Source organism: Leifsonia shinshuensis, from assembly GCF_031456835.1.
In the GTDB taxonomy this organism is placed as follows: domain Bacteria; phylum Actinomycetota; class Actinomycetes; order Actinomycetales; family Microbacteriaceae; genus Leifsonia; species Leifsonia shinshuensis_C.
Genome location: NZ_JAVDVK010000001.1, coordinates 3,749,760 through 3,770,712 on the forward strand (window position 1 = coordinate 3,749,760; position 20,953 = coordinate 3,770,712).

The following is a 20,953-nucleotide window of genomic DNA, read 5'->3' on the forward strand; positions in this document are numbered from 1 at the left end:
CGGCCCGAACCGAGCGTAAGTGGAGTGCATCAGTGGCCTCAGTTCTTGAAAAGGTCCTCCGTGTTGGCGAGGGCCGGACCCTCCGTCGGCTGGAGGCGTACGCGCGGGCGGTCAACGCCCTCGAAGACGACTTCAGCGAACTCACCGATGAGGAACTCGCGCACGAGACCGTCGAGCTGCGCGAGCGGTACGGCAACGGCGAGTCGCTCGACGACCTGCTGCCCGAGGCGTTCGCCGCGGTCCGCGAGGCGTCGAAGCGCACGCTGGGCATGCGTCACTTCGACGTGCAGATCATGGGAGGCGCGGCCCTCCACCTCGGCAACATCGCCGAGATGAAGACCGGTGAGGGCAAGACCCTCGTCGCGACGACCGCCGCGTACCTCAACGCGATCGCCAGCCGCGGCGTGCACGTCATCACGGTCAACGACTACCTGGCCAGCTACCAGTCCGAGCTGATGGGCCGCGTGTACCGCGCGCTCGGGATGACGACCGGCGTGATCCTCGCCGGCCAGACGCCCGAGGAGCGCCGCGAGCAGTACGCGGCCGACATCACCTACGGCACGAACAACGAGTTCGGCTTCGACTACCTGCGCGACAACATGGCGTGGCAGGCGAGCGACATGGTCCAGCGCGGCCACTTCTTCGCCATCGTCGACGAGGTCGACTCGATCCTCATCGACGAGGCGCGCACGCCGCTCATCATCTCGGGCCCGTCGTCCGGCGAGGCGAACCGCTGGTTCAACGAGTTCGCGAACCTCGCGAAGCGGCTCACGCCCGACGTCGACTACGAGGTCGACGAGAAGAAGCGCACGGTCGGCGTCCTCGAGCCCGGCATCGAGAAGGTCGAGGACTACCTCGGCATCGACAACCTGTACGAGTCCGCGAACACCCCGCTCATCTCGTTCCTCAACAACGCCATCAAGGCGAACGCCCTGTTCAAGCGCGACAAGGACTACGTCGTCATGAACGGCGAGGTGCTGATCGTCGACGAGCACACCGGCCGCATCCTGGTCGGCCGCCGCTACAACGAGGGCATCCACCAGGCGATCGAGGCGAAGGAGGGTGTCGAGGTCAAGGCCGAGAACCAGACCCTCGCCACCGTGACCCTGCAGAACTACTTCCGCCTCTACAAGAAGCTCTCCGGCATGACCGGTACGGCCGAGACCGAGGCCGCCGAGTTCATGAGCACCTACAAGCTCGGCGTCGTCCCCATCCCCACGAACAAGCCGATGCAGCGCATCGACCAGCCCGACCTCGTCTACAAGAACGAGAAGGCGAAGTTCGACCAGGTCGTGGAGGACATCGTCAAGCGGCACGAGAAGGGCCAGCCCGTCCTCGTCGGCACCACCTCGGTCGAGAAGAGCGAGTACCTCTCGCGCCTGCTCGCCAAGAAGGGCGTTCGTCACGAGGTGCTGAACGCGAAGAACCACGCGCGCGAGGCCGCGATCGTCGCCCAGGCCGGACGCCTCGGCGCTGTGACCGTCGCCACCAACATGGCCGGCCGTGGAACCGACATCATGCTCGGCGGCAACTCCGAGTTCATCGCGGTCGCCGAGATGAACGCCCGCGGGCTGTCGCCGGTCGAGACGCCCGACGAGTACGAGGAGGCCTGGGAAGAGGTCTTCGGCAACGTCAAGGCGCAGGTCGCGGAAGAGGCCGAGAAGGTCATCGCGGCCGGCGGCCTGTACGTGCTCGGCACGGAGCGCCACGAGTCCCGCCGCATCGACAACCAGCTGCGCGGACGGTCCGGTCGCCAGGGCGACCCCGGTGAGAGCCGGTTCTACCTGTCGCTGACCGACGACCTCATGCGGCTGTTCAACTCCGGAGCCGCCGAGAGCCTGATGGGCCGCAGCAGCGTCCCGGACGACATGGCGATCGAGTCCAAGGTCGTCAGCCGGGCGATCCGTAGCGCTCAGTCGCAGGTCGAGGCCCGCAACGCGGAGATCCGCAAGAACGTCCTCAAGTACGACGACGTTCTGAACCGCCAGCGCGAGGCGATCTACAGCGACCGCCGTCACATCCTCGAGGGCGACGATCTGCACGAGCGCGTGCAGCAGTTCCTGACGGACGTGATCGACGACATCCTCGACCAGCACACGGGCGAGGGCAGCGGCGACGACTGGGACTTCGACGCCCTCTGGGCCGAGCTCAAGACCCTGTACCCGGTCGGCGTGAGCATCGACGAGGTGATCTCCGAGGCGGGCAACAAGGGCCGGATCAACCGCGACTTCATGCGCCGCGAGATCCTCTCCGACGCCCGCATCGCCTACCAGCGCCGCGAGGAGTCGCTCGGAGCGCCCGCGATGCGCGAGCTCGAGCGCCGTGTCGTGCTCTCGGTGATCGACCGCCGCTGGCGCGACCACCTCTACGAGATGGACTACCTGAAGGACGGCATCGGCCTCCGCGCGATGGCCCAGCGCGACCCGCTGGTCGAGTACCAGCGCGAGGGCTTCGCCATGTTCCAGCAGATGATGGGCGCGATCCGCGAGGAGACCATCGGCTTCCTGTTCAACCTGGAGGTCGAGGTCAACCAGGCGCCCGGAGAGGTCGAGTCGCCCGCCGTCGCGGCGAAGGGCCTGGCCCGCGGCGAGGGCGACACGAAGCTCAGCTACTCGGCTCCGGCCGAGCAGGGCGGCGTCGAGGTCCGCGACCAGCGCGGGCAGCTCGAGAAGGCCGCCACCGCCCGCGCGCAGCGCGCCCAGCAGCAGGATGCGGCCCCCGCGGCCCCGCCGGCGCAGGGTGCCACGCAGCGCGGCGCCTTCGGCCAGCGCGTCCAGGAGGGCGACGACCAGGCGCCGGTCAACCGGGCCGAGCGCCGGGCGCAGGCCAAGAAGCGCTGATCCGCAGCGTCCCGGCGCAAGCGCAGGACGCGCGCACGAGATGACGAACGGCGGCCCCTCGGGGCCGCCGTTCCGTCGTCTGCTCACGGTCGCAATGCGGTCAGAGCAGGTGCCTGAGAAGCCTCAGAGCACGTTGATCGCGCTCGCCCGCCACCGTTCCCGATGGCGCTCCAGCCGGATGGCGACGGCGCGTGAGCGACCCGGCTGGTGCACCAGCACGACCGCCTCCACCACCCCCTCCGACGGGCGCGCGAGGCGCGGCTCGCCGATCCGCATGCGCGGTCGGAGCGCGCCCTCCGGCGCGACGGCGCGAGCGCGGGCCGCGATCATCGTCCGCCGCAGCAGGTGGACGTAGACGGCGTCGCTGACCCACCGGCCGATCTGGTCGAGCGGCCGGGCGCCGGCCAGGATCTCGACCGCGCAGCGCGCCAGATTCGCGCACAGCGTCGCGGGCTCCGGGTTGGCGGCGTCCGCGATCGGGGCGAGTGCATCCAGTTCGGGCGCATCCGCCGGGCGGGCCGTGCGCGCCGCCGTGGGGCCGCGGAGCTCGCGTGCCTCGCGGAGTTCCCGCACCTCGCGGAGGTCGCGGACGGGGGAGGGGCGCAGCCGCGTCGTCGGCCGGGTCGCCGGAACGAGCGGACGGACGGGTGCGGGGGCGAGTGCCGGGTGGTGCAATGGTTCTCCTGGTGAGGTGTGTCGGTGGTCCATGATGAGATGGACCCGTGATATTTACGATGCCTTACTCAAGCAGGGGGTATCGAGTCGGGCCAGGGCATTGGTGCCCTGTGGATAACTCGACGCCCGCTCGAACCGCGCCGTTTAGGATGGGGTGGTGTCGACGCTCAGTGATCTCGTCCATGCCCACGGCCGCTCCTCCGAAGAAGACGTGGAATGGCTGCACGGGCTCGTCGGCGACTGGCAGCTGCTGGCCGATCTCGCCTTCGCGGACATCGTGCTCTGGGTGCCGACGACGGACGACGACTTCGTCGCGGTCGCGCACGCCCGGCCGTCCTCGGCGGCGACGCTGTTCTACCGCGACTTCGTCGGTCAGCGGATCAAGCCCGAGTGGCGTCAGCAGGTGATCGACGCCTTCAGCTCCAAGCAGATCATCGACACGTCCGCGCCCGACTGGTACGAGGAGACGCCCACGCGGGTCCGTGCCGTCCCGGTCATCCGCCGGCTGTCCATCCACTCGCCCGACACCGCGGACGAGCCGGTCGCGGTGATCACGCGCCACACCAACCTCAGCGAGGCGCGCACGCCGAGCCGTCAGGAGCTGACGTTCAACGAGTGCGCCAACGACCTCTTCGCCATGATCGCCACCGGCGACTTCCCGGACCTGGGTGCCCCCGCGGCCCCACGTAGGGGCGCCCCGCGCGCGGCCGACGGCCTGATCCGGCTGGATGTGGACGGCACCACGAGCTTCGCCAGCCCGAACGCCCTGAGCGCCTTCAACCGGATGGGCTTCACGGGCGAGCTCGAGGGGGAGTCCCTCGCCACCGTGACCACCGGCCTCCTCGCCGGGACGATCACGGTGGACGAGTCGCTGCCGCTGGTCGTCACCGGCCGTGCGCCCTGGCGCACCGACATCGAGGCGCGCGGCGTCACCGTGTCCCTCCGCGCCATCCCGATCCGCAACCGGGGCGAGCGGGTGGGCGCGATCGTGCTCTGCCGCGACGTCTCCGAGCAGCGGCACCAGGAGCGCGAGCTGATCACGAAGGATGCGACCATCCGCGAGATCCACCACCGCGTCAAGAACAACCTCCAGACGGTCGCCTCGCTGCTGCGCATCCAGGCACGGCGCACGCACTCGGAGGAGGCGCGGGAGGCCCTGAGCCAGGCGATGCGGCGCGTTGCGGCCATCGCGGTGGTCCATGACACGCTGTCCACGGGCCTCGCTCAGATCGTCGACTTCGACGACGTCTTCGACCGCGTGCTGCTGCTCGTCGCGGAGGTCGCCGCGAGCCACACGACCACCGTGCATCCGAAGAAGACGGGCCGGTTCGGCTCGCTGCCCTCCGAGTACGCGACTCCGCTCGCGCTCGCGCTGACGGAGCTCGTCACGAACGCAGTGGAGCACGGGCTCGCCGGCCGCGAGGGTCAGGTCGAGATCGTGGCGGATCGGTCGGAGGAGTCCCTGACCGTCAAGGTCGTGGACAACGGGTCCGGCCTCCCCGAGGGCAAGGTCGGCAGCGGGCTGGGTACGCAGATCGTGCGCACGCTCATCCAGGGCGAGCTCGGCGGGGCGATCGACTGGCACACCATGATGGGGCAGGGAACCGAGGTCACCATCGAGGTGCCGCTGCGCTACCTCACCAAGATCTGAGCAACGAAAAAGCCGAGGAGGCGCTCGGTGCTAGGTGTGTGAGCGCCGCCTCGGCGGGTTCGGACGCGCGGCGGAAGCCGGGCGACCGGTGGTGCGGATGGAGCGGGCCGGCCTCAGGAGGCGCGGCGGGCGCGAGCGGCGCGGCGCTTGAGCGCGCGACGCTCGTCTTCGGAGAGGCCGCCCCAGACGCCCGAGTCCTGGCCGGTCTCGAGGGCGTACTGCAGGCAGATCTCCGTCACGGTGCAGCGCGCGCAGACCGCCTTGGCCTTGTCGATCTGGTCGACCGCGGGTCCGGTGTTGCCCACCGGGAAGAACAGCTCAGGGTCCGCGGTGAGGCAGGCGGCTTTGTCGCGCCAATCCATGTAGATGTGCTCCTTGTTTACTGGGGGTTCCAGGCCGAGGGGGCCATAGAATGCAGGTAAGCAGTCGGGTTGCAGGGTGCTTAGATCCGTGGGGAATCAGACCTGCCCACGACCCTGTGAGCGTTAACTCGACCGTTGAATATGGTCCCATAGCGCTTATCCCGAATCAATAGTTTTGTATGGGATAACGCTGGGAACACGAGCCGGAAACGTCAGGATGCTATAGTGCCCGACCCTCAGAACGCCCCCACCGGCGTGCCCCAGGCGGCACGCCCCGCCCGTCCGGGGTTGCTGGTCCTGCTCACCGTCATCGTCGCGCTGGAGGCGGTCCTGGTCCTGGTCCTGGCCGTCTGGCTGCTCGTGGACCTGCTCACCGTGCGACCCACGTCCTACCCGACCGCTGTCGCGATCACGGTGCTCGCGTTCCTGGCGGCCGCCTGGGCCGTCTCGACCACCGTCGGCCTGCTCCGGCGCCAGAGCTGGGCGCGTGCCTCCACCGTCACGATCCAGATCCTGCAGCTGGCGGTCGCCGTCGGCTGCTTCCAGGGCCTCTACGCCCGTCCGGACCTCGGCTGGGCGCTCCTCGTCCCCGCGGTGATCGCCGGCGTGCTCGCCCTGACGCCGTCCGTCGTGCGGGCGACCGCACGCAACACGGAGCAACACGAATAGGCGAACACGGGAACAAGCCCGAGACTCGGATGGTTATGTCCGACATCGTGACTGATCTCTCCACACAGCTCTCGGCCTCCCCGTCCACCATCGAGCACGCCCGCGAGCGCTGGGACGCCTGGCGCGCCGACCGCCTGCGGTCCGTGGCCGCGCCGACGGGCAACCTGGCGCTCATCGAGACCCGCTGGCTCGCCGCGGACGACACCACGACCCCCGAGGACGCACTCGTGGGCCTTCCGGAATCGGTCACGGCGACCGAGCTCTCCCGGCGGAGCCTGGAGACCGGCGAGGTCGAGCGCGGGATCCGCCTCTGGGACGCCGCGTCGCCCGCCATCCGCGACTTCGAGACGATCGACGTCTTCCCGTTCGACGAGAGCTGGGTGATCGAGGCCACGATCACCCCGGTCTCCGACGACCGCACCATCCCGTTCGAGCACATCCGTGACAACGGCCTCACCCGCGACCTCGTCGTCCCGGGCGACATCACCTTCGAGCGCGACGGCGTCTCCTACACGCTGAGCGCCTTCGACGACGACGGCACCCTGCTGCTGGTCTTCGGCGACCCGAGCAACGGGGCCGACGGCGAGGACGGCACGTACGCCTCCGGCCGGTTCCTGTTCGTCGAGCACGCCGACGATCACGTCGTCCTCGACTTCAACCGCGCCTTCGTCCCGCCCTGCGGATTCTCGGACCAGTACAACTGTCCGCTGCCGCCGCGCAACAACCGGTTCCCCGTACCGGTCACTGCGGGCGAGAAGCGCGTCGTCTTCCGCGACTCGGCAGACCGCGCAGCCGCCGGCCACTGAACCCGCGCGAGAGCGCATCCCCCGTCACCACAGCACCCCACAGCACCCCCCACAGCACTGGAGAACCCGTGAGAAAGTCTTCCCTGTTCGCGACGCTCGCCGTCGGCCTGGCCTCGGCCCTCGCCCTGGCCGGCTGCGCGGGCGCGTCGTCGTCCTCCGCAGGCGGCAGCGACGCCTCGATCGCCATCGGCTCGCTCTACGAGCCCGTCAACCTCGACAACACCGCGGGCGGCGGCCAGGGCGTCACCGAGGCGCTCAACGGCAACGTCTACGAGGGCCTGTTCAAGCTCACCGACGACGGCAAGGTGGAGCCGCTGCTCGCCACGAAGTACACGACCAGCGCCGACGGCATGACGTACACGTTCACCCTGCGCGACGGCGTGAAGTTCCACTCCGGCAAGGCTCTGACCAGCGCCGACGTGAAGCGCAGCATCGAGCGCGTGACCTCCGACGACTCGCAGTCCGCGCGCAAGTCGCAGCTCGCCGTCATCAAGGGCATCGAGACGCCCGACGACAAGACCGTGACCATCACGCTGTCCTCCCGCTCGATCTCCCTGCCGTACAACCTCAGCTACGTCTGGATCTACGGCCCGGGCACGTCGAACTACAAGACCGCCGAGGACGGCACCGGCCCCTACAAGCTGGGCACCTGGAAGCGCGGCAGCTCGCTGAGCCTCGAGCGCTGGAGCGGCTACTGGGGCGGCCAGGCGAAGAACAAGGAGGTGGAGTTCGACTACTTCACCGACGCGTCGGCCCTCTCCAACGCGCTGCAGACCAAGCAGGTCGACATCGTCACGAGCATCCAGAGCCCGGATGCGCTGAGCACGTTCAAGGGCAACAAGGACTACACGATCTCGGACGGCAAGTCCACGACGAAGGAGCTGCTGGCCTTCAACGACAAGGTCGCGCCGTTCAACAACGTCGAGGTGCGCAAGGCGGTCTACTCCGCCATCGACACCAAGAAGCTCCTCAACTCCATCTGGGGCGACTACGGCACGCTGATCGGCTCGATGGTCCCGCCGAGCGACCCCTGGTACGAGGACCTCACGAAGGTCAACCCGTACGACGTCAACCTCGCCAAGAAGGAGCTGGCCGAGGCCGGTTTCGCGAACGGCTTCAGCTTCACGCTGGACACCCCGACCTACGACCCGCACCCGGCGGTGGCCGAGTTCCTGAAGAGCGAGCTGGCCAAGGTGGGCATCACCGTGACGATCAACTCGATCTCGGCGGACGAGTGGTACACCAAGGTGTTCAAGAACCACGACTTCACCGCGACGCTGCAGGAGCACGTCAACGACCGTGACGTCGTCTGGTACGGCAACCCCGATTTCTACTGGGGCTACGACAACCCGCAGGTCACCAAGTGGGTCGACGAGGCCGAGCAGTCGACCACGACGGCCGAGCAGACCGCGAAGCTGAAGCAGGTCAACGAGCAGATCGCGAAGGATGCGGCCAGCGCCTGGCTGTACCTCTACCCGCAGATCGTCGTGGCCGACAGCAACGTCACCGGCTACCCGGTCAACGGGCTGAACTCGCAGTTCTACGCCTACGACATCGTCAAGAAGTAGCCGATTCCTCCACACCCCGATCCGTATTCCACACCCTGATGCTCGGGGAGCCGACCGGCTCCCCGAGCATCTACGCTGAAACGACCATGGCTTCCTACCTGCTCCGCCGCACCGCGTTCCTCGTGGTGTCGCTGCTGCTCGCCATGGTGGTGCTGTTCTTCCTGCTGCGGGTGCTCCCGGGAGACCCGTCCAACGCCCTCCTCTCGGTCGGCGCGACCAAGGAGCAGATCGCGGCGGCGCAGCGGCAAGTGGGCAGCGACCAGCCGCTCTTCCAGCAGTTCGTCACGTGGTTCGGCAGCCTGCTGACGCTCGACCTCGGTCAGTCGTTCATCAGTTCCCTGCCCGTCGGTCCCGAGATCGCGGCCCGGCTCTCGGTGACGGTGCCGTTGACGCTGCTCTCGTTCGGGCTCGCGCTCGTGCTGGCGCTGCCCATCGGCTTCGTCGCTGCCTGGAAGGCCGACCGCTGGTACGGAGTGGCCCTGTCCGCGTTCTCGCAGCTCGGCATCGCGGTGCCGGTGTTCTGGGTCGGCATCCTGCTGGTCGACGTGTTCGCCATCACGCTCGGGTGGTTCCCCTCCGGGGGCTTCCCGCGGGACGACTGGTCCGATCCCACGGCCGCGCTCACGTCTCTCGCCCTGCCGGTCGTGACCATCGCGATCGTGATGAGCGCGTCCATCTCGCGATACGTGCGGAGCGCGACGCTGGATGTGATCGGCAGCGACTACCTGCGCAACGCCCGTGCGCTGGGTTCCGGCTTCGCCCGGTCGATGTGGCGCCACGGCCTGCGCAACGGCGCCGTCCCGGTCATCTCAGTGCTCGGTATCGAGCTGGCGACGACGTTCCTCGGAGCGGTCGTGGTCGAGAGCGTGTTCACCCTGCCGGGCCTCGGCAGCATGCTGCTCAAGGCGATCGAGCAGCACGACTACCCGAACATCCAGGGCATCCTCTTCGTCTCCACGCTGCTCGTGCTCATCGTCGGGTTCCTCGCCGACATCGCGCAGCGCCTCGTCGACCCGCGGCTGCGCCGCAGCATCTCGGGCAACGCATGAGCGCGATCGTGGAGCAGGCGGCCGACACGGTCGCGCCCGAGCCGGCGAAGGGCACCCGCACCCGTGCGCGGCGCTCGGTGTCGCTCGGCATCGGACTCACGCTCGTCGGCATCGTCGTCGTGGTGGCGGTCGTCTCGTTCTTCTGGCTTCCCTACGCCCAGTCCGACACGTCGGGCACCCGGCTGGAGCAGCCGAGCGCGTCGCACTGGCTCGGCACCGACCGATTCGGACGCGACCTCCTGACGCAGCTGATGATCGGAGCGCGCATCGCGCTCGCCGTCGGCCTCGGGTCCGTCGCCATCGGCGCCGTCGTCGGCATCACGCTCGGCCTGCTCGCCGCCTTCGCCACGAAGTGGCTGGACGACACGCTCTCGGCCGTGCTCGATATCCTGATCGCGTTCCCGACTCTGCTGCTCGCGATGCTGATCGTCGCCGCGCAAGGGGCGTCGCTGGGCACGGCCATCGTCGCGATCGGACTCGCGATGTCCGCGGTCGTCGCCCGGCTGACCCGCGTGCTCGCGAAACGGGTGCTCGCCCAGCAGTACGTCACGGCGGCACGAACGTCCGGGACCTCCTGGGCGGGGATCGTGGCGCGCCACATCCTGCCGAACATCTGGCCGACGCTCAGCGTCAACCTCGCCCTGCAGTTCGGCGTCGCCGTGCTGGCGGAGGCCAGCCTGTCGTACCTGGGCCTCGGCGCCCCGCCGCCGAACGCCTCGTGGGGGCGGCTGCTGCAGGAGGCGCAGGGCACGGTGTCGACGGCGCCGGCCGGCGCCATCGCACCGGGCGTCGCGCTGGTGGTGCTGGTCATCGGCGTCAACCTGGTGGCCGACGGCCTGCGCGACGTGGCGGACCCGACACGGAGGAGGTCGCGATGAGCGGCGATCGTTCGCAGGAGGCCACCGTGGCGTCGGCGCAGACGCCCGTGCTCGAGGTCCGCGGTCTGTCCGTGGCGACGCCCGACGGCGTGCCGCTCGTGCACGACGTGTCGTTCGGACTCGCGCCGGGGGAGCGGTTGAGCCTGATCGGGGAGTCCGGCTCGGGCAAGTCGCTGACCTCGTTCGCGCTGACCGGTCTGCTGCCGGAGGGGCTGGTGGCGTCGGGCAGCGTCCTGCTCGACGGCGTGCAGGTGATCGGGGCGCGCGAGCGCGACCTGGTGCCGCTGCGCGGGCGCGTGGCGTCGACCGTCTTCCAGGAGCCGCTGACCGCTCTCGACCCGCTCATGCGCCTCGGTCGTCAGGTCGCGGAGCCGTTGCGCCGCCACCTCGGGCTCCGCGGCGACGCGCTCCGCCGTGCCGTGCTCGACGCCCTGGCGGAGGTCGGGTTGCCGGAGCCGGAGCGCATCGCCCGCGCGTACTCGTGGGAGATCTCCGGCGGCCAGCGCCAGCGCGTCGCAATCGCTGCGGCGCTCGCGTGCCGTCCGCGGCTGCTGATCGCCGACGAGCCGACCACGGCGCTGGATGTGACCGTGCAGGCCGACGTGCTGTCCCTGCTCGAACGGCTGGTGGCGGACCGCGGCATGTCGCTGCTCTTCGTCAGCCACGACCTCGCGGTGGTGTCGCGGATGGCGCAGCGCGCGCTGGTGCTGCGCGCGGGCCGTGTGGTCGAGGAGGGCCCGATCGCCCGGCTGCTGAGCGAGCCTCGGGAGCCGTACACGGCGGAGCTCGTCCGGAGCGCCCGCGAACTCGACGCGGCACTGGAGGTGCGATGACCGCCATCCTGGAGCTCCGCGACGCAGGCTTCCGCTACCGTCGCGCCGCCACGCCCGCGCTCGACGCCGTCTCGTTCTCGGTCGAACCCGGACGGAGCGTCGGCCTGGTCGGCGAGTCGGGAGCGGGCAAGACGACCGCCCTCTCCCTGCTGCTCGGGCTCGCGGCGCCCACGTCCGGAGCGGTGCTGTTCGACGGCCGGCCGCTCGACCTGCGCGACCGCGAACAGCTGCGCCGCTTCCGCCGCAGCGTCCAGCCGGTCTTCCAGGACCCGTACTCGTCGCTCGACCCGCGCCAGAGCGTCGGCCGCATCGTCGGGGAGCCGCTGGCCTCGCTGCGGGTCGCGTCCGGCACGGACGCCCGCGACCGGGTCGCCCGGGCACTCGAAGCGGTCGCCCTGCCCGCGGACGCCGCCGGGCGGTACCCGCACGAGTTCTCCGGCGGTCAGCGCCAGCGCATCGCGATCGCCCGTGCCATCGTGTCGCGTCCGCGGGTGCTGCTGGCGGACGAGCCGGTCAGCGCGCTCGATGTCACGACGCGCATCCAGATCATCGACCTGCTCGCGGAGCTCGCCACCGCCGAGGGGATGACCGTCGTCATGGTCTCGCACGACCTCGGCGTCGTGGCGTCGCTGTGCGCGGAGACCGTCGTGCTGCAGGGCGGCCGGGTGGTCGAGCAGGGGCGCACGGCTGAGGTGCTCGGTGCACCGCGCGAACCGTACACGCGCCGGCTGCTCGCGTCGGTGCCGCGGCTGCCGGCCTGATTACGCGTCGTGCCCGCCGCCGCCGCTACGCGACGTGCCCGCCGCCGCCGCTACGCGTCGATACCCAACTTCTTGCGGAGCGACGCGACGTGCCCGGTCGCCTTCACGTTGTACAGCGGCAGGCGCAGCGAGCCGTCCGGGTCCACCACGAACGTCGAGCGGATGACGCCCTCGACGGTCTTGCCGTAGAGCTTCTTCTCGCCGTACGCGCCGTACGTCTTGTGCACCGCGAGGTCCTCGTCTGAGAGCAGCGGGAAGTTGAGGCCCTCCTGCTCCTGGAACTCCTTGTTGCGCGCCGGCGCATCCTTGGAGATGCCGATGACCTGGTAGCCCGCCGACTTCAGCGAGTTGAGGTTGTCGCGGAAGTCGCACGCCTCCGTGGTGCAGCCCGGGGTCATCGCCGCAGGATAGAAGTACACGATCACGTTCTCGCCGGCGAAGTCGCCGAGCGACACCGTGGAGCCGTTCTGGTCGGTCAGGCTGAACGCGGGGGCCTGCTCGCCCGCTTCGAGTCGCACATCCGTCATGGCTCCATTCTGTCAGCGAACGGAGGCGTCAGCGGGCGAAGGTCAGCAGCAGCCGCTGGAGCGAATCCAGCCTCGCACGCCCCGCCTCGCCGAGCTTGCCGGCCTCGACCGCCTCGATGATGGCGCAGTCGGGGGCGTCGGGCAGGTGGGTGCAGCCGCGCGGGCAGTCCTCGGCCAGCTCCGCGAGGTCGGTGAACGCCTTGAGGATGCTGTCCGTGTTGACGTGCCCGAGTCCGAACGAGCGCACGCCCGGGGTGTCGATCACCCAGCCGTGGCGGCCCGCCTCGTCCTCCACCCGGAGGGACACCGTGGACGACGACGTGTGCCGGCCGCGACCCGTCACCACGTTGACGTGACCGGTGGCCCGGTGCGCGCCGGGCACCAGGGCGTTCACGAGCGTCGACTTGCCGACGCCGGAGTGCCCCACCACGACCGTGTCGTGCCCGACCAGCGCCGCACGGATGTCGTGCACGGGGATGCTGTCCTCGCGGCTCGTGAAGACGGGCAGGTCCAGCCCGGCGAAGTTCTCGAGGAACGGCTCCGGGTCCGCGAGGTCGGTCTTGGTGACGCACAGCATCGGCGCGATGCCCGCGTCGTACGCCGCCACGAGGTAGCGGTCGACGAGGCGCGTGCGCGGCTCCGGATTCGCCGCCGCGACCACGATGAGCATCTGGTCGGCGTTGGCGACGATCACGCGCTCGACCTCGTCGGTGTCGTCGGCGCTGCGGCGCAGGAGCGTGGTGCGCGGCTCGATGCGGACGATCCGCGCGAGCGACCCCTCCTCGCCGGAGGTGTCACCCACGACGGCGACCCGGTCGCCGTTCACGATCGGGTTGCGGCGCAGCTCGCTCGCCCGGGCCGCGGTGATCTGGCGCTCATCGGGCGTGTCCTCGTCGAGCATCACGGTGTAGCGGCCGCGGTCGACGCCCAGCACGCGCGCGATCTGCGCATCCGCGTGCTCGGGGCGCGTCTTCGTGCGCGGACGGTTCCCCTTCGGGTTCGGGCGCGAGCGGATGCTCGACTCGTCGTAGAGGTCGAACTCGTCGTCCTCGTCCTCGCCGTCCGACCACCAGGGCCCGGTGCCGTCAGTCACGCGGCTCCGTGCCCGGGTTCAGCATCCGCGTCCACAGCTCGGTGAACTGGGGGAGGGTCTTGGCGGTGGTGGCGACGTTCTCGATCTCGACGCCGGGCACGCGAAGGCCGACGATCGCACCCGCGGTCGCCATCCGGTGGTCCTCGTAGCTGCGCCAGACGCCGCCGTGCAGCGGGCGCGGCTCGATGCGCAGACCGTCCTCGAGCTCGGTCACCGCGCCGCCGAGACCGTTGATCTCCGCGGCCAGCGCCGCGAGACGGTCCGTCTCGTGGTGACGGATGTGCCCGATCCCGGTGATCTCGCTCGGCCCGTCGGCGAGGGCGGCGATCGCCACAAGAGCGGGCGCGAGTTCGCCGCCGGTGGTGAGGTCGAGCGTCACGCCGTTCGGGCGCTCCGGGCCGGTGACCGTGAGGCGGTCGCCATCGCGGGTGACCGTCGCCCCGAACAGGGGGAGGAGGTCGGCGAGGTCGGCTCCCACCTGGGTGGTCGCGGCCGGCCAGCCGGCGAACGTCACCGTGCCGCCCGTGACGACCGCGGCCGCGAGGAACGGGGCGGCGTTGGACAGGTCGGGCTCGATGTCCACGTCGCGCGCGGCGATCGTGCCCGGCGCGACGACCCAGCGTCCGGTCGACGGTGATTCGACGGCGACCCCGCGGGCGGCCAGCGTCTCGATGGTCATCTCGATGTGCGGGAGGCTGGGCAGCCGCTCGCCCGAATGCGTGAGGTCGAGGCCGTTCTCGAAGCGGCTGGCCGACAACAGCAGAGCGCTCACGAACTGGCTGGAGCTGGACGCATCCACCTCGATCGCTCCCCCGGCGACCGTCCCGGTGCCGTGGACGGTGAAGGGGAGGGATCCGCGGCCGTCGTCGTTCACGTCGACGCCGAGGGCGCGGAGGGCGGCGATGATGGCGCCCATCGGGCGGCCGCGGGCGGAGTCGTCGGCGTCGAACATCGTCGGGCCGAGGGCCAGCCCGGCGATCGGCGGGACGAACCGCATCACCGTGCCCGCCTGGCCGCACTCGATCGTGGTGCTGCCGAGCAGCTCCTCGGCCGGGGTGACCAGCAGGTCGGCGCCGAACGCGCCGGACCCCGGCCGCTCCTCCACGCCGACGCCCAGCGCGCGGAGCGCCTCGATCATGTTGGCGCTGTCCCGGGAGTGCAGGGGCGCCCGCAGCAGGGAGGGACCGTCGGCGAGGGCCGACAGCACCAGCTCCCTCGCCGTCAGCGACTTGGAGCCGGGGAGCGAGACCGTCGCCGTCACGGGACCGGCCGCGACCGGAGCGGGCCACAGCGTGTTCGGCTCGTCGGCGCGGTTGTCGCCGTACGGGTCGAAGTCCGGAGCGGAATATTTCGAGATCAGCATTGTTGTCAAGATTATCCGTGATCGCACCAGCCGGAAGGAATCATCCATGGCCGCCACCGCTCTGCTCGACGCCCCGAGCGTCCTCGCAGACGACGAGCGCGACCTGGACGACCGCTGGGGCGCTCTGCGGGCGTCCGAACTAGACTGGCCGGTGATGAGCACCGAGACCGAGGATACGGGCAGCCTCTTCGAGGAGCAGGCCCTGCCCTTCATGGATCAGCTGTACGCGGCTGCCCTGCGGATGACGCGGAACCCGTCCGACGCGCAGGACCTCGTACAGGAGACGTTCGTGAAGGCGTACGCGGCCTTCAACCAGTTCCAGCAGGGCACCAACCTGAAGGCCTGGCTGTACCGCATCCTCACCAACACGTTCATCAACACGTACCGCAAGAAGCAGCGCGAGCCCTACCAGGGGACGATCGACGAACTCGAGGACTGGCAGCTCGGCGGAGCCGAGTCGATGTCGTCGTCGTCGAGCCGCTCGGCCGAGGCCGAGGCGATCGACCACCTGCCGGACAGCGCCGTCAAGGACGCGCTGCAGGCCATCCCGGAGGACTTCCGGCTGGCCGTGTACCTCGCCGATGTCGAAGGGTTCTCCTACCAGGAGATCGCCGACATCATGAAGACCCCGATCGGCACCGTGATGAGCCGCCTGCACCGCGGCCGTCGCATGCTGCGGGAGCTTCTGACCGACTACGCGCACGAGCGCGGGCTCTCCGCCGTTCAGGGAGACCGGGCCGTGCAGACCACCAGGAGCAAAAAATGACGGACTGCGGCTGCGAGAAGGCGAAGGCCGAACTCGAGGAGTACCTGCGCAACGAACTGTGCAGCGAGGATGCTGCCGACGTGCGCGAGCACCTGGCGAACTGCGCCGGATGCTCCGACGAGGCGCACCTCAACGTGGTGCTGACCGAGGTGGTGCAGCGGGCGTGCAAGGAGACGGCGCCCGAGACGCTGCGCACCGAGGTGCTGCTGCGCATCCGCTCCTTCCAGGCGACCGTCCACTAGGCCCGTTCGCCTGGCGTGGGGGCACGCTAAGCCGCGGAGCCCGACCCGACCTCGTGGAGGAAGAAGAGCCCTCCGAGCGGGTCGGTGGCCTGCGCGAAGCGGCCGAACTCGCTGTCCCACGGATCGCGGATGACGGTCCCGCCGAGTTCGACGACCCGCTGCGCGGCCGCTGCCGCATCGGCCACGCCGAAGTAGACGACCCAGTGCGAAGGGACGCCCTCCGGCAGCATCCCGTTCGCGTCGAAGACGCCGCCGCTCGGGGAGTCCGGGTCGCCGAAGGTCGAATAGCGGAAGTCGGCGGTGTCGCCGAGCACCTGCGTCGTCCAGCCGAAGACCTTCGTGTAGAAGTCGACCTGCGCCCGGAAGTCGCGCGCATACAGCTCGTGCCAGGCCGGCGCTCCCACCTCGGCGACGAGGTCGAAGCCCCGGTGCTGCTCGGGATCCCACAGGCCGACCACCGCGCCTCCGGGATCGGCGATGACGGCCATCCGCCCCTGCTCGCCGACGAGCATGGTCGGAGCGATCACCTGCGCGCCCGCGCGCAGCGCAGCGTGCTCCGTCTGCGCGGCGTCCTCCACCAGGAGGTACGTGAGCCAGTTGTCGCCCGCTCCGTCGCCCATCACGGGGCCGAGCCCGGCCACCGCGCGGCCGTCGCGCCGGAACGTGACGTAGCCGCCGTACTCTTCGCCCGCGGTGTCGGCCGTCCAGCCGAAGAGCGCGCTGTAGAAGTCGCGCGCGCGGGGCACGTCGGTGCTCGAGTAGTCGACCCAGCAGGGCTCTCCGAGGCGGTGGTTCGTCACGACGGTCATGGGCTCAAACTACGCCGTACGGCACGTGACACGCGAGAGAGCCCCCGGTCCGGTCGGACCGGGGGCTCTCGTCGTTGCGGGAGCGCCGCCCTACAGCGTCAGCGCGCGCTGGATGAGCACCGACTGCTCCTGCGCGTGGCGCTTCGCCGAGCCGGCGGCCGGCGACGCCGACGGCGGACGCGAGACGACGCCGAGCGGGCGCGGGCCGAGCTTGGAGGTCTCCAGGATCATGAACGGCCAGGCGCCCTGGTTCTCGGGCTCGTCCTGCACCCACACCAGTTCGGCGTTGGGGTAGGAGTCGACGACCGCCTTCAGCTCGGCGCCGGGCAGCGGGTAGAACTGCTCGACCCGAACCAGGGCGATCTCCGGGTTCGGATTCTTCTCCAGCTCGTTGAGGAGGTCGTAGTAGAGCTTCCCGGCGAGCAGCAGGACGCGCTTCACGGCGCCCTTGTCGCTGATCCGCTGGTCGTCGATCACCGGCTCGAAGCGGCCGCTCGTGAAGTCCTCGACGTTGCTGGACGCTCCGCGCAGACGCAGCATCGCCTTCGGGGTGAAGACGACCAGCGGCCGGCGCGGACGCGCGTACGCCTGGCGGCGCAGCAGGTGGAAGTACGACGCGGGGGTCGACGGACGGGCGACGGTCATGTTGTTCTCGGCGCACAGCTGCAGGTACCGCTCGATGCGGGCGCTCGAGTGGTCCGGCCCCTGGCCCTCGTAGCCGTGGGGGAGGAGCAGCACCAGCGACGAGCGCTGGCCCCACTTCTGCTCGGCCGAGGAGATGAACTCGTCGATGATGATCTGGGCGCCGTTGGCGAAGTCGCCGAACTGGGCCTCCCACAGCACCAGCGCATCCGCCCGCTCCACCGAGTAGCCGTACTCGAAGCCCATCGCCGCGTACTCGCTCAGCAGCGAGTCGTAGATCCAGAACTTGGCCTGGTTGTCGCTGAGGTTCGCAAGCGGCAGCCACTCCTGGCCGTTGACCCGGTCGTGCAGCACGGCGTGGCGCTGCACGAACGTGCCGCGGCGAGCGTCCTGGCCGGCGAGGCGCACCGGGGTGCCCTCGACCAGCAGCGAACCGAGGGCGAGCAGCTCGCCGAAGCCCCAGTCGACGCCGCCGTTGCGGCTCATCTCGCTGCGCTTGTTGAGCAGCTGCTGCAGCTTCGGGTGCACCGTGAAGCCGGCGGGCGGGTTGTTGAACGCGTCGCCGATCATGTGGATGACCTGCTCGCTGACCGCGGTCGTCTCGGGCTCGCCGACGTTGTCGTTGACATCCGACTGCACCGGCTTCTCGAGGTCGGCGGAGCTGTCGGCGTCGATCACCGGCGTCGAGTTGGTCTGCGCCGCGTGCGTCTCCATGAAGGCGCGCTCCAGGCGGTCCTGGAAGTCGCGGTGCGCCTGCTCGTACTCCTCCTCGGTGATGTCGCCGCGGCCGACCAGGGCCTCGGTGTAGAGGCGGCGGACCGAGCGCTTGGCCTCGATGAGGCTGTACATCAGCGGCTGGGTCATCGACGGGTCGTCGCCCTCGTTGTGCCCGCGGCGGCGGTAGCAGACGAGGTCGATGACGACGTCGCGCTTGAACTCCTGGCGGTACGCGAAGGCGATCTCCGCGACCCGCACGACGGCCTCGGGGTCGTCGCCGTTCACGTGGAAGATCGGCGCCTGGATGGTCTTCGCCACGTCGGTCGAGTAGACCGAGCTGCGGCCCTCGCCGGGGGGCGTGGTGAAGCCGACCTGGTTGTTGATGTTGACGTGGATGGTGCCGCCGGTCTTGTAGGCGCGCAGCTGCGACATCTGCATCTGCTCGACCACGATGCCCTGGCCGGCCATCGCCGCGTCGCCGTGGATGAGGATGGGCAGCGTCAGGAAGGTGCCCGCCGGGCGGCGGTCCTGCTTGGCGCGGACGATGCCCTCCAGGACGCCGTCGACGGCCTCCAGGTGCGACGGGTTCGCCGCGAGGTAGACGGGGATCTCCTCGCCGCCGGCGCCCTTGAAGGTGCCCTCGGTGCCCAGGTGGTACTTGACGTCGCCGGAGCCCTGCACGGTGCGCGGGTCCTGCGTGCCCTCGAACTCGCGGAAGATCTGGCCGTACGTCTTGCCGGCGATGTTCGTCAGCACGTTGAGGCGGCCGCGGTGCGCCATGCCTATGGCGACCTCGTCCATGCCGGCCTCGGCCGCGCCCTGCAGGATCGCGTCGAGCAGGGCGATGGTGGACTCGCCGCCCTCCAGGCTGAACCGCTTCTGGCCGACGTACTTGGTCTGCAGGAAGGTCTCGAACGCCTCCGCCTCGTTCAGCTTGCCGAGGATGCGCAGCTGCTCGTCGTGGGTCGGCTTCTCGTACGGGCGCTCCAGCTTGTCCTGGAACCACTTGCGCTGGGCCGGGTCCTGGATGTGCATGTACTCGATGCCGACCGTGCGGCAGTAGGAGTCGCGGAGCACGCCGAGGATGTCGCGCAGCTTCATCTTGCGCTTGTCGCCGCCGAACTGGCCGGTGACGAACTCGCGGTCGAGGTCCCAGAACGTGAGGCCGTGGTTCTCGATCTCGAGGTCGGGGTGCGAGCGCTGCTTGTACTCGAGCGGGTCGATGTCGGCCATCAGGTGGCCGCGCACGCGGAACGAGTTGATGAGCTCCTGGACGCGGGCGGTCTTGTCGACGGCGCTGGCCAGGTCGACGCTGATGTCCGGGTTCCAGTGGATCGGCATGTACGGGATGCGCAGCTCGGCGAAGATGTCCTCGTAGAAGTTGCGCTTGCCGATCAGCATCTCGTGCACGATCTTGAGGAACTCGCCCGAACCGGCGCCCTGAATGACGCGGTGGTCGTAGGTGCTCGTCAGCGTGATCGTCTTGCCGATCGCGAGGCCGGCGAGCGTCTTCTCGCTGGAGCCCTGGAACTCGGCCGGGTACTCGAGGGCGCCGGCGCCGATGATGCAGCCCTGGCCCTTCATGAGGCGCGGGACCGAGTGCACGGTGCCGATGCCGCCCGGGTTGGTGAGCGAGACCGTGGTGCCGGCGAAGTCGCCCGCGGCCAGCTTGTTGTTGCGGGCCTTGCTCACCAGCTCCTCGTACGCGGCGAGGTAGTCGCCGAAGCGCATCGTGTCGGCGCGCTTGATGCTCGGCACGAGGAGGGCGCGCGTCCCGTCGGGCTTCGGCAGGTCGATCGCGATGCCGAGGTTGATGTGGGCCGGCGCGACGACGGACGGCTTGCCGTCGACCTCCTCGTAGTAGACGTTCTGGCTCGGGAACTCCTTGAGCGCCTGGATGAGCGCCCAGCCGATGAGGTGGGTGAAGGAGACCTTGCCGCCGCGGGCGCGCTTCAGGTGGTTGTTGATGACGATGCGGTTGTCGATCATCAGCTTCGCCGGGATGGTGCGGACGCTGGTCGCCGTCGGGACGGTGAGCGACGCATCCATGTTGGTGGCGAGCGTCTTGGACATGCCGCGCAGCGGCGTGATCTTGTCCTCTTCCGCCGCCTCGAGGGTCGCGTTGGGCGCGGTGACCGGGGCGTCGGCCGGAACGGGCTGGGGCTTCGGAGCGACGGAGGTGGTGCGCGCGACGGGCTGCTGGCCGATCACCGGGATGGGCGTGGTGACGGGCTTCGGCTCGTTCGGGTGGGGCTCGGGGGCGCCGCCCGCGGGCGACACCGGAGTCGTCGGCGACGTCGGCGTGGTCGGCTCGGACGGGCTCGGGACGGTCGGCTCGGCCGGGCTCGGAGCCGTGGGCTCGGAGGGGGTCGGGGCGCTGGGCTCCGACGGCGTCGGAGCGGGGGTCTCATCGGGCGACGGGGTGGAGTCGTCCGGCACGGCCGGGTGGTAGTTCTCGAGGATCGGCCACCACGATTTGTCGACCGAGTTCTTGTCCTGGATGAACTGCTCGTACAGCTCGTCCACCAGCCACTCGTTGGCTCCGAATTCGCCCGAGGAGCCGTCTTCGGTCCCTACTCCGGTCAACTGGCTCGACACAGCCGATCGCCCACTCTCTTCGTTGATTCGTCCTGTCCGGGCGGCGTTCGACCACCCGCTTCCATCCGATCCTCAAGCCTAATCCCATCGATACTCCGGTGCAG

At 69.8% G+C, this 20,953-nt stretch carries 18 protein-coding genes; 11 read left to right on the top strand and 7 right to left on the bottom strand.

Annotated elements, in window-relative coordinates:
• Positions 1-32 precede the first annotated feature (32 nt).
• On the top strand, positions 33-2,840 hold the full coding sequence (gene secA / locus J2W45_RS18230) for a preprotein translocase subunit SecA (protein WP_310134759.1): 2,808 nt from the start codon (positions 33-35) through the stop codon (positions 2,838-2,840).
• Positions 2,841-2,963: 123 nt separating this feature from the next.
• Here secA and J2W45_RS18235 read toward each other — a convergent pair whose 3' ends face one another.
• Positions 2,964-3,548, bottom strand: coding sequence for an Rv3235 family protein (locus J2W45_RS18235; RefSeq protein ID WP_310134761.1), 585 nt, complete (start codon positions 3,546-3,548; stop codon positions 2,964-2,966).
• Positions 3,549-3,672: 124 nt separating this feature from the next.
• Between J2W45_RS18235 and J2W45_RS18240 the strand changes: the two genes are divergently transcribed.
• Positions 3,673-5,166, top strand: coding sequence for a sensor histidine kinase (locus J2W45_RS18240; protein ID WP_310134763.1), 1,494 nt, complete (start codon positions 3,673-3,675; stop codon positions 5,164-5,166).
• A gap of 113 nt (positions 5,167-5,279) precedes the next feature.
• Here the strand turns inward: J2W45_RS18240 and J2W45_RS18245 are convergent, their stop codons facing one another.
• The gene (locus J2W45_RS18245) at positions 5,280-5,528 is read right to left on the bottom strand and encodes a WhiB family transcriptional regulator (RefSeq protein WP_018190103.1); all 249 of its coding nucleotides are present in this window, start codon (positions 5,526-5,528) and stop codon (positions 5,280-5,282) included.
• A 225-nt stretch (positions 5,529-5,753) separates the two neighbouring features.
• Here J2W45_RS18245 and J2W45_RS18250 point away from each other — a divergent pair, with 225 nt between their 5' ends.
• The 7 genes from J2W45_RS18250 (at position 5,754) to J2W45_RS18280 (ending at position 12,092) form a co-directional block, all read left to right on the top strand.
• Positions 5,754-6,197, top strand: a complete 444-nt coding sequence (locus J2W45_RS18250; protein WP_310134765.1) for a hypothetical protein — start codon at positions 5,754-5,756, stop codon at positions 6,195-6,197.
• A 35-nt stretch (positions 6,198-6,232) separates the two neighbouring features.
• On the top strand, positions 6,233-7,003 hold the full coding sequence (locus J2W45_RS18255) for a DUF1684 domain-containing protein (protein ID WP_310134766.1): 771 nt from the start codon (positions 6,233-6,235) through the stop codon (positions 7,001-7,003).
• A gap of 68 nt (positions 7,004-7,071) precedes the next feature.
• On the top strand, positions 7,072-8,571 hold the full coding sequence (locus J2W45_RS18260) for an ABC transporter substrate-binding protein (RefSeq protein WP_310134768.1): 1,500 nt from the start codon (positions 7,072-7,074) through the stop codon (positions 8,569-8,571).
• An 86-nt stretch (positions 8,572-8,657) separates the two neighbouring features.
• Positions 8,658-9,620 (top strand): ABC transporter permease, encoded by a 963-nt coding sequence (locus J2W45_RS18265; protein ID WP_310134769.1) that lies wholly within the window; start codon positions 8,658-8,660, stop codon positions 9,618-9,620.
• Entirely contained in the window at positions 9,617-10,498 is an 882-nt protein-coding gene (locus J2W45_RS18270) for an ABC transporter permease (protein WP_310134772.1), read from the top strand. Before J2W45_RS18265 ends, J2W45_RS18270 begins: the two co-directional genes overlap by 4 nt.
• Complete coding sequence (locus tag J2W45_RS18275; protein ID WP_310134775.1) at positions 10,495-11,331, top strand: ABC transporter ATP-binding protein; 837 nt, start codon at positions 10,495-10,497, stop codon at positions 11,329-11,331. The genes J2W45_RS18270 and J2W45_RS18275 overlap by 4 nt, the downstream gene beginning before the upstream one ends.
• Entirely contained in the window at positions 11,328-12,092 is a 765-nt protein-coding gene (locus J2W45_RS18280) for an ABC transporter ATP-binding protein (protein ID WP_310134777.1), read from the top strand. The genes J2W45_RS18275 and J2W45_RS18280 overlap by 4 nt, the downstream gene beginning before the upstream one ends.
• A gap of 50 nt (positions 12,093-12,142) precedes the next feature.
• On the opposite strand, the gene bcp is transcribed toward J2W45_RS18280, so the two are convergent.
• From bcp to aroA, 3 genes are read right to left on the bottom strand one after another with little or no spacing between them, the layout of a single operon-like run.
• On the bottom strand, positions 12,143-12,619 hold the full coding sequence (gene bcp / locus J2W45_RS18285) for a thioredoxin-dependent thiol peroxidase (protein ID WP_310134780.1): 477 nt from the start codon (positions 12,617-12,619) through the stop codon (positions 12,143-12,145).
• Positions 12,620-12,647: 28 nt separating this feature from the next.
• Entirely contained in the window at positions 12,648-13,712 is a 1,065-nt protein-coding gene (gene rsgA, locus J2W45_RS18290; protein ID WP_310134781.1) for a ribosome small subunit-dependent GTPase A, read from the bottom strand.
• Complete coding sequence (gene aroA / locus J2W45_RS18295) at positions 13,705-15,075, bottom strand: 3-phosphoshikimate 1-carboxyvinyltransferase (RefSeq protein WP_310134784.1); 1,371 nt, start codon at positions 15,073-15,075, stop codon at positions 13,705-13,707. Before aroA ends, rsgA begins: the two co-directional genes overlap by 8 nt.
• Positions 15,076-15,121: 46 nt before the next feature.
• Here aroA and J2W45_RS18300 point away from each other — a divergent pair, with 46 nt between their 5' ends.
• Together J2W45_RS18300 and J2W45_RS18305 are read left to right on the top strand one after the other, a co-directional pair.
• Positions 15,122-15,841: a sigma-70 family RNA polymerase sigma factor gene (locus J2W45_RS18300; protein ID WP_396427100.1), complete on the top strand. Its 720-nt coding sequence runs from the start codon at positions 15,122-15,124 to the stop codon at positions 15,839-15,841.
• Positions 15,838-16,083 carry a zf-HC2 domain-containing protein gene (locus J2W45_RS18305; protein WP_175336723.1) on the top strand — a complete coding sequence of 82 codons (246 nt, stop codon included), beginning with the start codon at positions 15,838-15,840 and terminating at the stop codon, positions 16,081-16,083. Before J2W45_RS18300 ends, J2W45_RS18305 begins: the two co-directional genes overlap by 4 nt.
• A 26-nt stretch (positions 16,084-16,109) precedes the next feature.
• On the opposite strand, the gene J2W45_RS18310 is transcribed toward J2W45_RS18305, so the two are convergent.
• Entirely contained in the window at positions 16,110-16,892 is a 783-nt protein-coding gene (locus J2W45_RS18310; RefSeq protein ID WP_310134789.1) for a VOC family protein, read from the bottom strand.
• A gap of 90 nt (positions 16,893-16,982) precedes the next feature.
• The gene (locus tag J2W45_RS18315) at positions 16,983-20,849 is read right to left on the bottom strand and encodes a multifunctional oxoglutarate decarboxylase/oxoglutarate dehydrogenase thiamine pyrophosphate-binding subunit/dihydrolipoyllysine-residue succinyltransferase subunit (protein ID WP_310134790.1); all 3,867 of its coding nucleotides are present in this window, start codon (positions 20,847-20,849) and stop codon (positions 16,983-16,985) included.
• Positions 20,850-20,953 lie beyond the last annotated feature (104 nt).

Excerpts from the sequence above, each read along its gene's own strand:
- J2W45_RS18235 (WP_310134761.1), bottom strand. The coding sequence starts at position 3,548 with ATGGACCACCGACACACCTCACCAGGAGAACCATTGCACCACCCGGCA.
- J2W45_RS18245 (WP_018190103.1), bottom strand. The coding sequence starts at position 5,528 with ATGGATTGGCGCGACAAAGCCGCCTGCCTCACCGCGGACCCTGAGCTG.
- J2W45_RS18255 (WP_310134766.1), top strand. The coding sequence starts at position 6,233 with ATGTCCGACATCGTGACTGATCTCTCCACACAGCTCTCGGCCTCCCCG.
- J2W45_RS18265 (WP_310134769.1), top strand. The coding sequence starts at position 8,658 with ATGGCTTCCTACCTGCTCCGCCGCACCGCGTTCCTCGTGGTGTCGCTG.
- J2W45_RS18270 (WP_310134772.1), top strand. The coding sequence starts at position 9,617 with ATGAGCGCGATCGTGGAGCAGGCGGCCGACACGGTCGCGCCCGAGCCG.
- J2W45_RS18275 (WP_310134775.1), top strand. The coding sequence starts at position 10,495 with ATGAGCGGCGATCGTTCGCAGGAGGCCACCGTGGCGTCGGCGCAGACG.
- J2W45_RS18280 (WP_310134777.1), top strand. The coding sequence starts at position 11,328 with ATGACCGCCATCCTGGAGCTCCGCGACGCAGGCTTCCGCTACCGTCGC.
- bcp (WP_310134780.1), bottom strand. The coding sequence starts at position 12,619 with ATGACGGATGTGCGACTCGAAGCGGGCGAGCAGGCCCCCGCGTTCAGC.
- aroA (WP_310134784.1), bottom strand. The coding sequence starts at position 15,075 with ATGCTGATCTCGAAATATTCCGCTCCGGACTTCGACCCGTACGGCGAC.
- J2W45_RS18300 (WP_396427100.1), top strand. The coding sequence starts at position 15,122 with ATGGCCGCCACCGCTCTGCTCGACGCCCCGAGCGTCCTCGCAGACGAC.
- J2W45_RS18305 (WP_175336723.1), top strand. The coding sequence starts at position 15,838 with ATGACGGACTGCGGCTGCGAGAAGGCGAAGGCCGAACTCGAGGAGTAC.
- J2W45_RS18310 (WP_310134789.1), bottom strand. The coding sequence starts at position 16,892 with ATGACCGTCGTGACGAACCACCGCCTCGGAGAGCCCTGCTGGGTCGAC.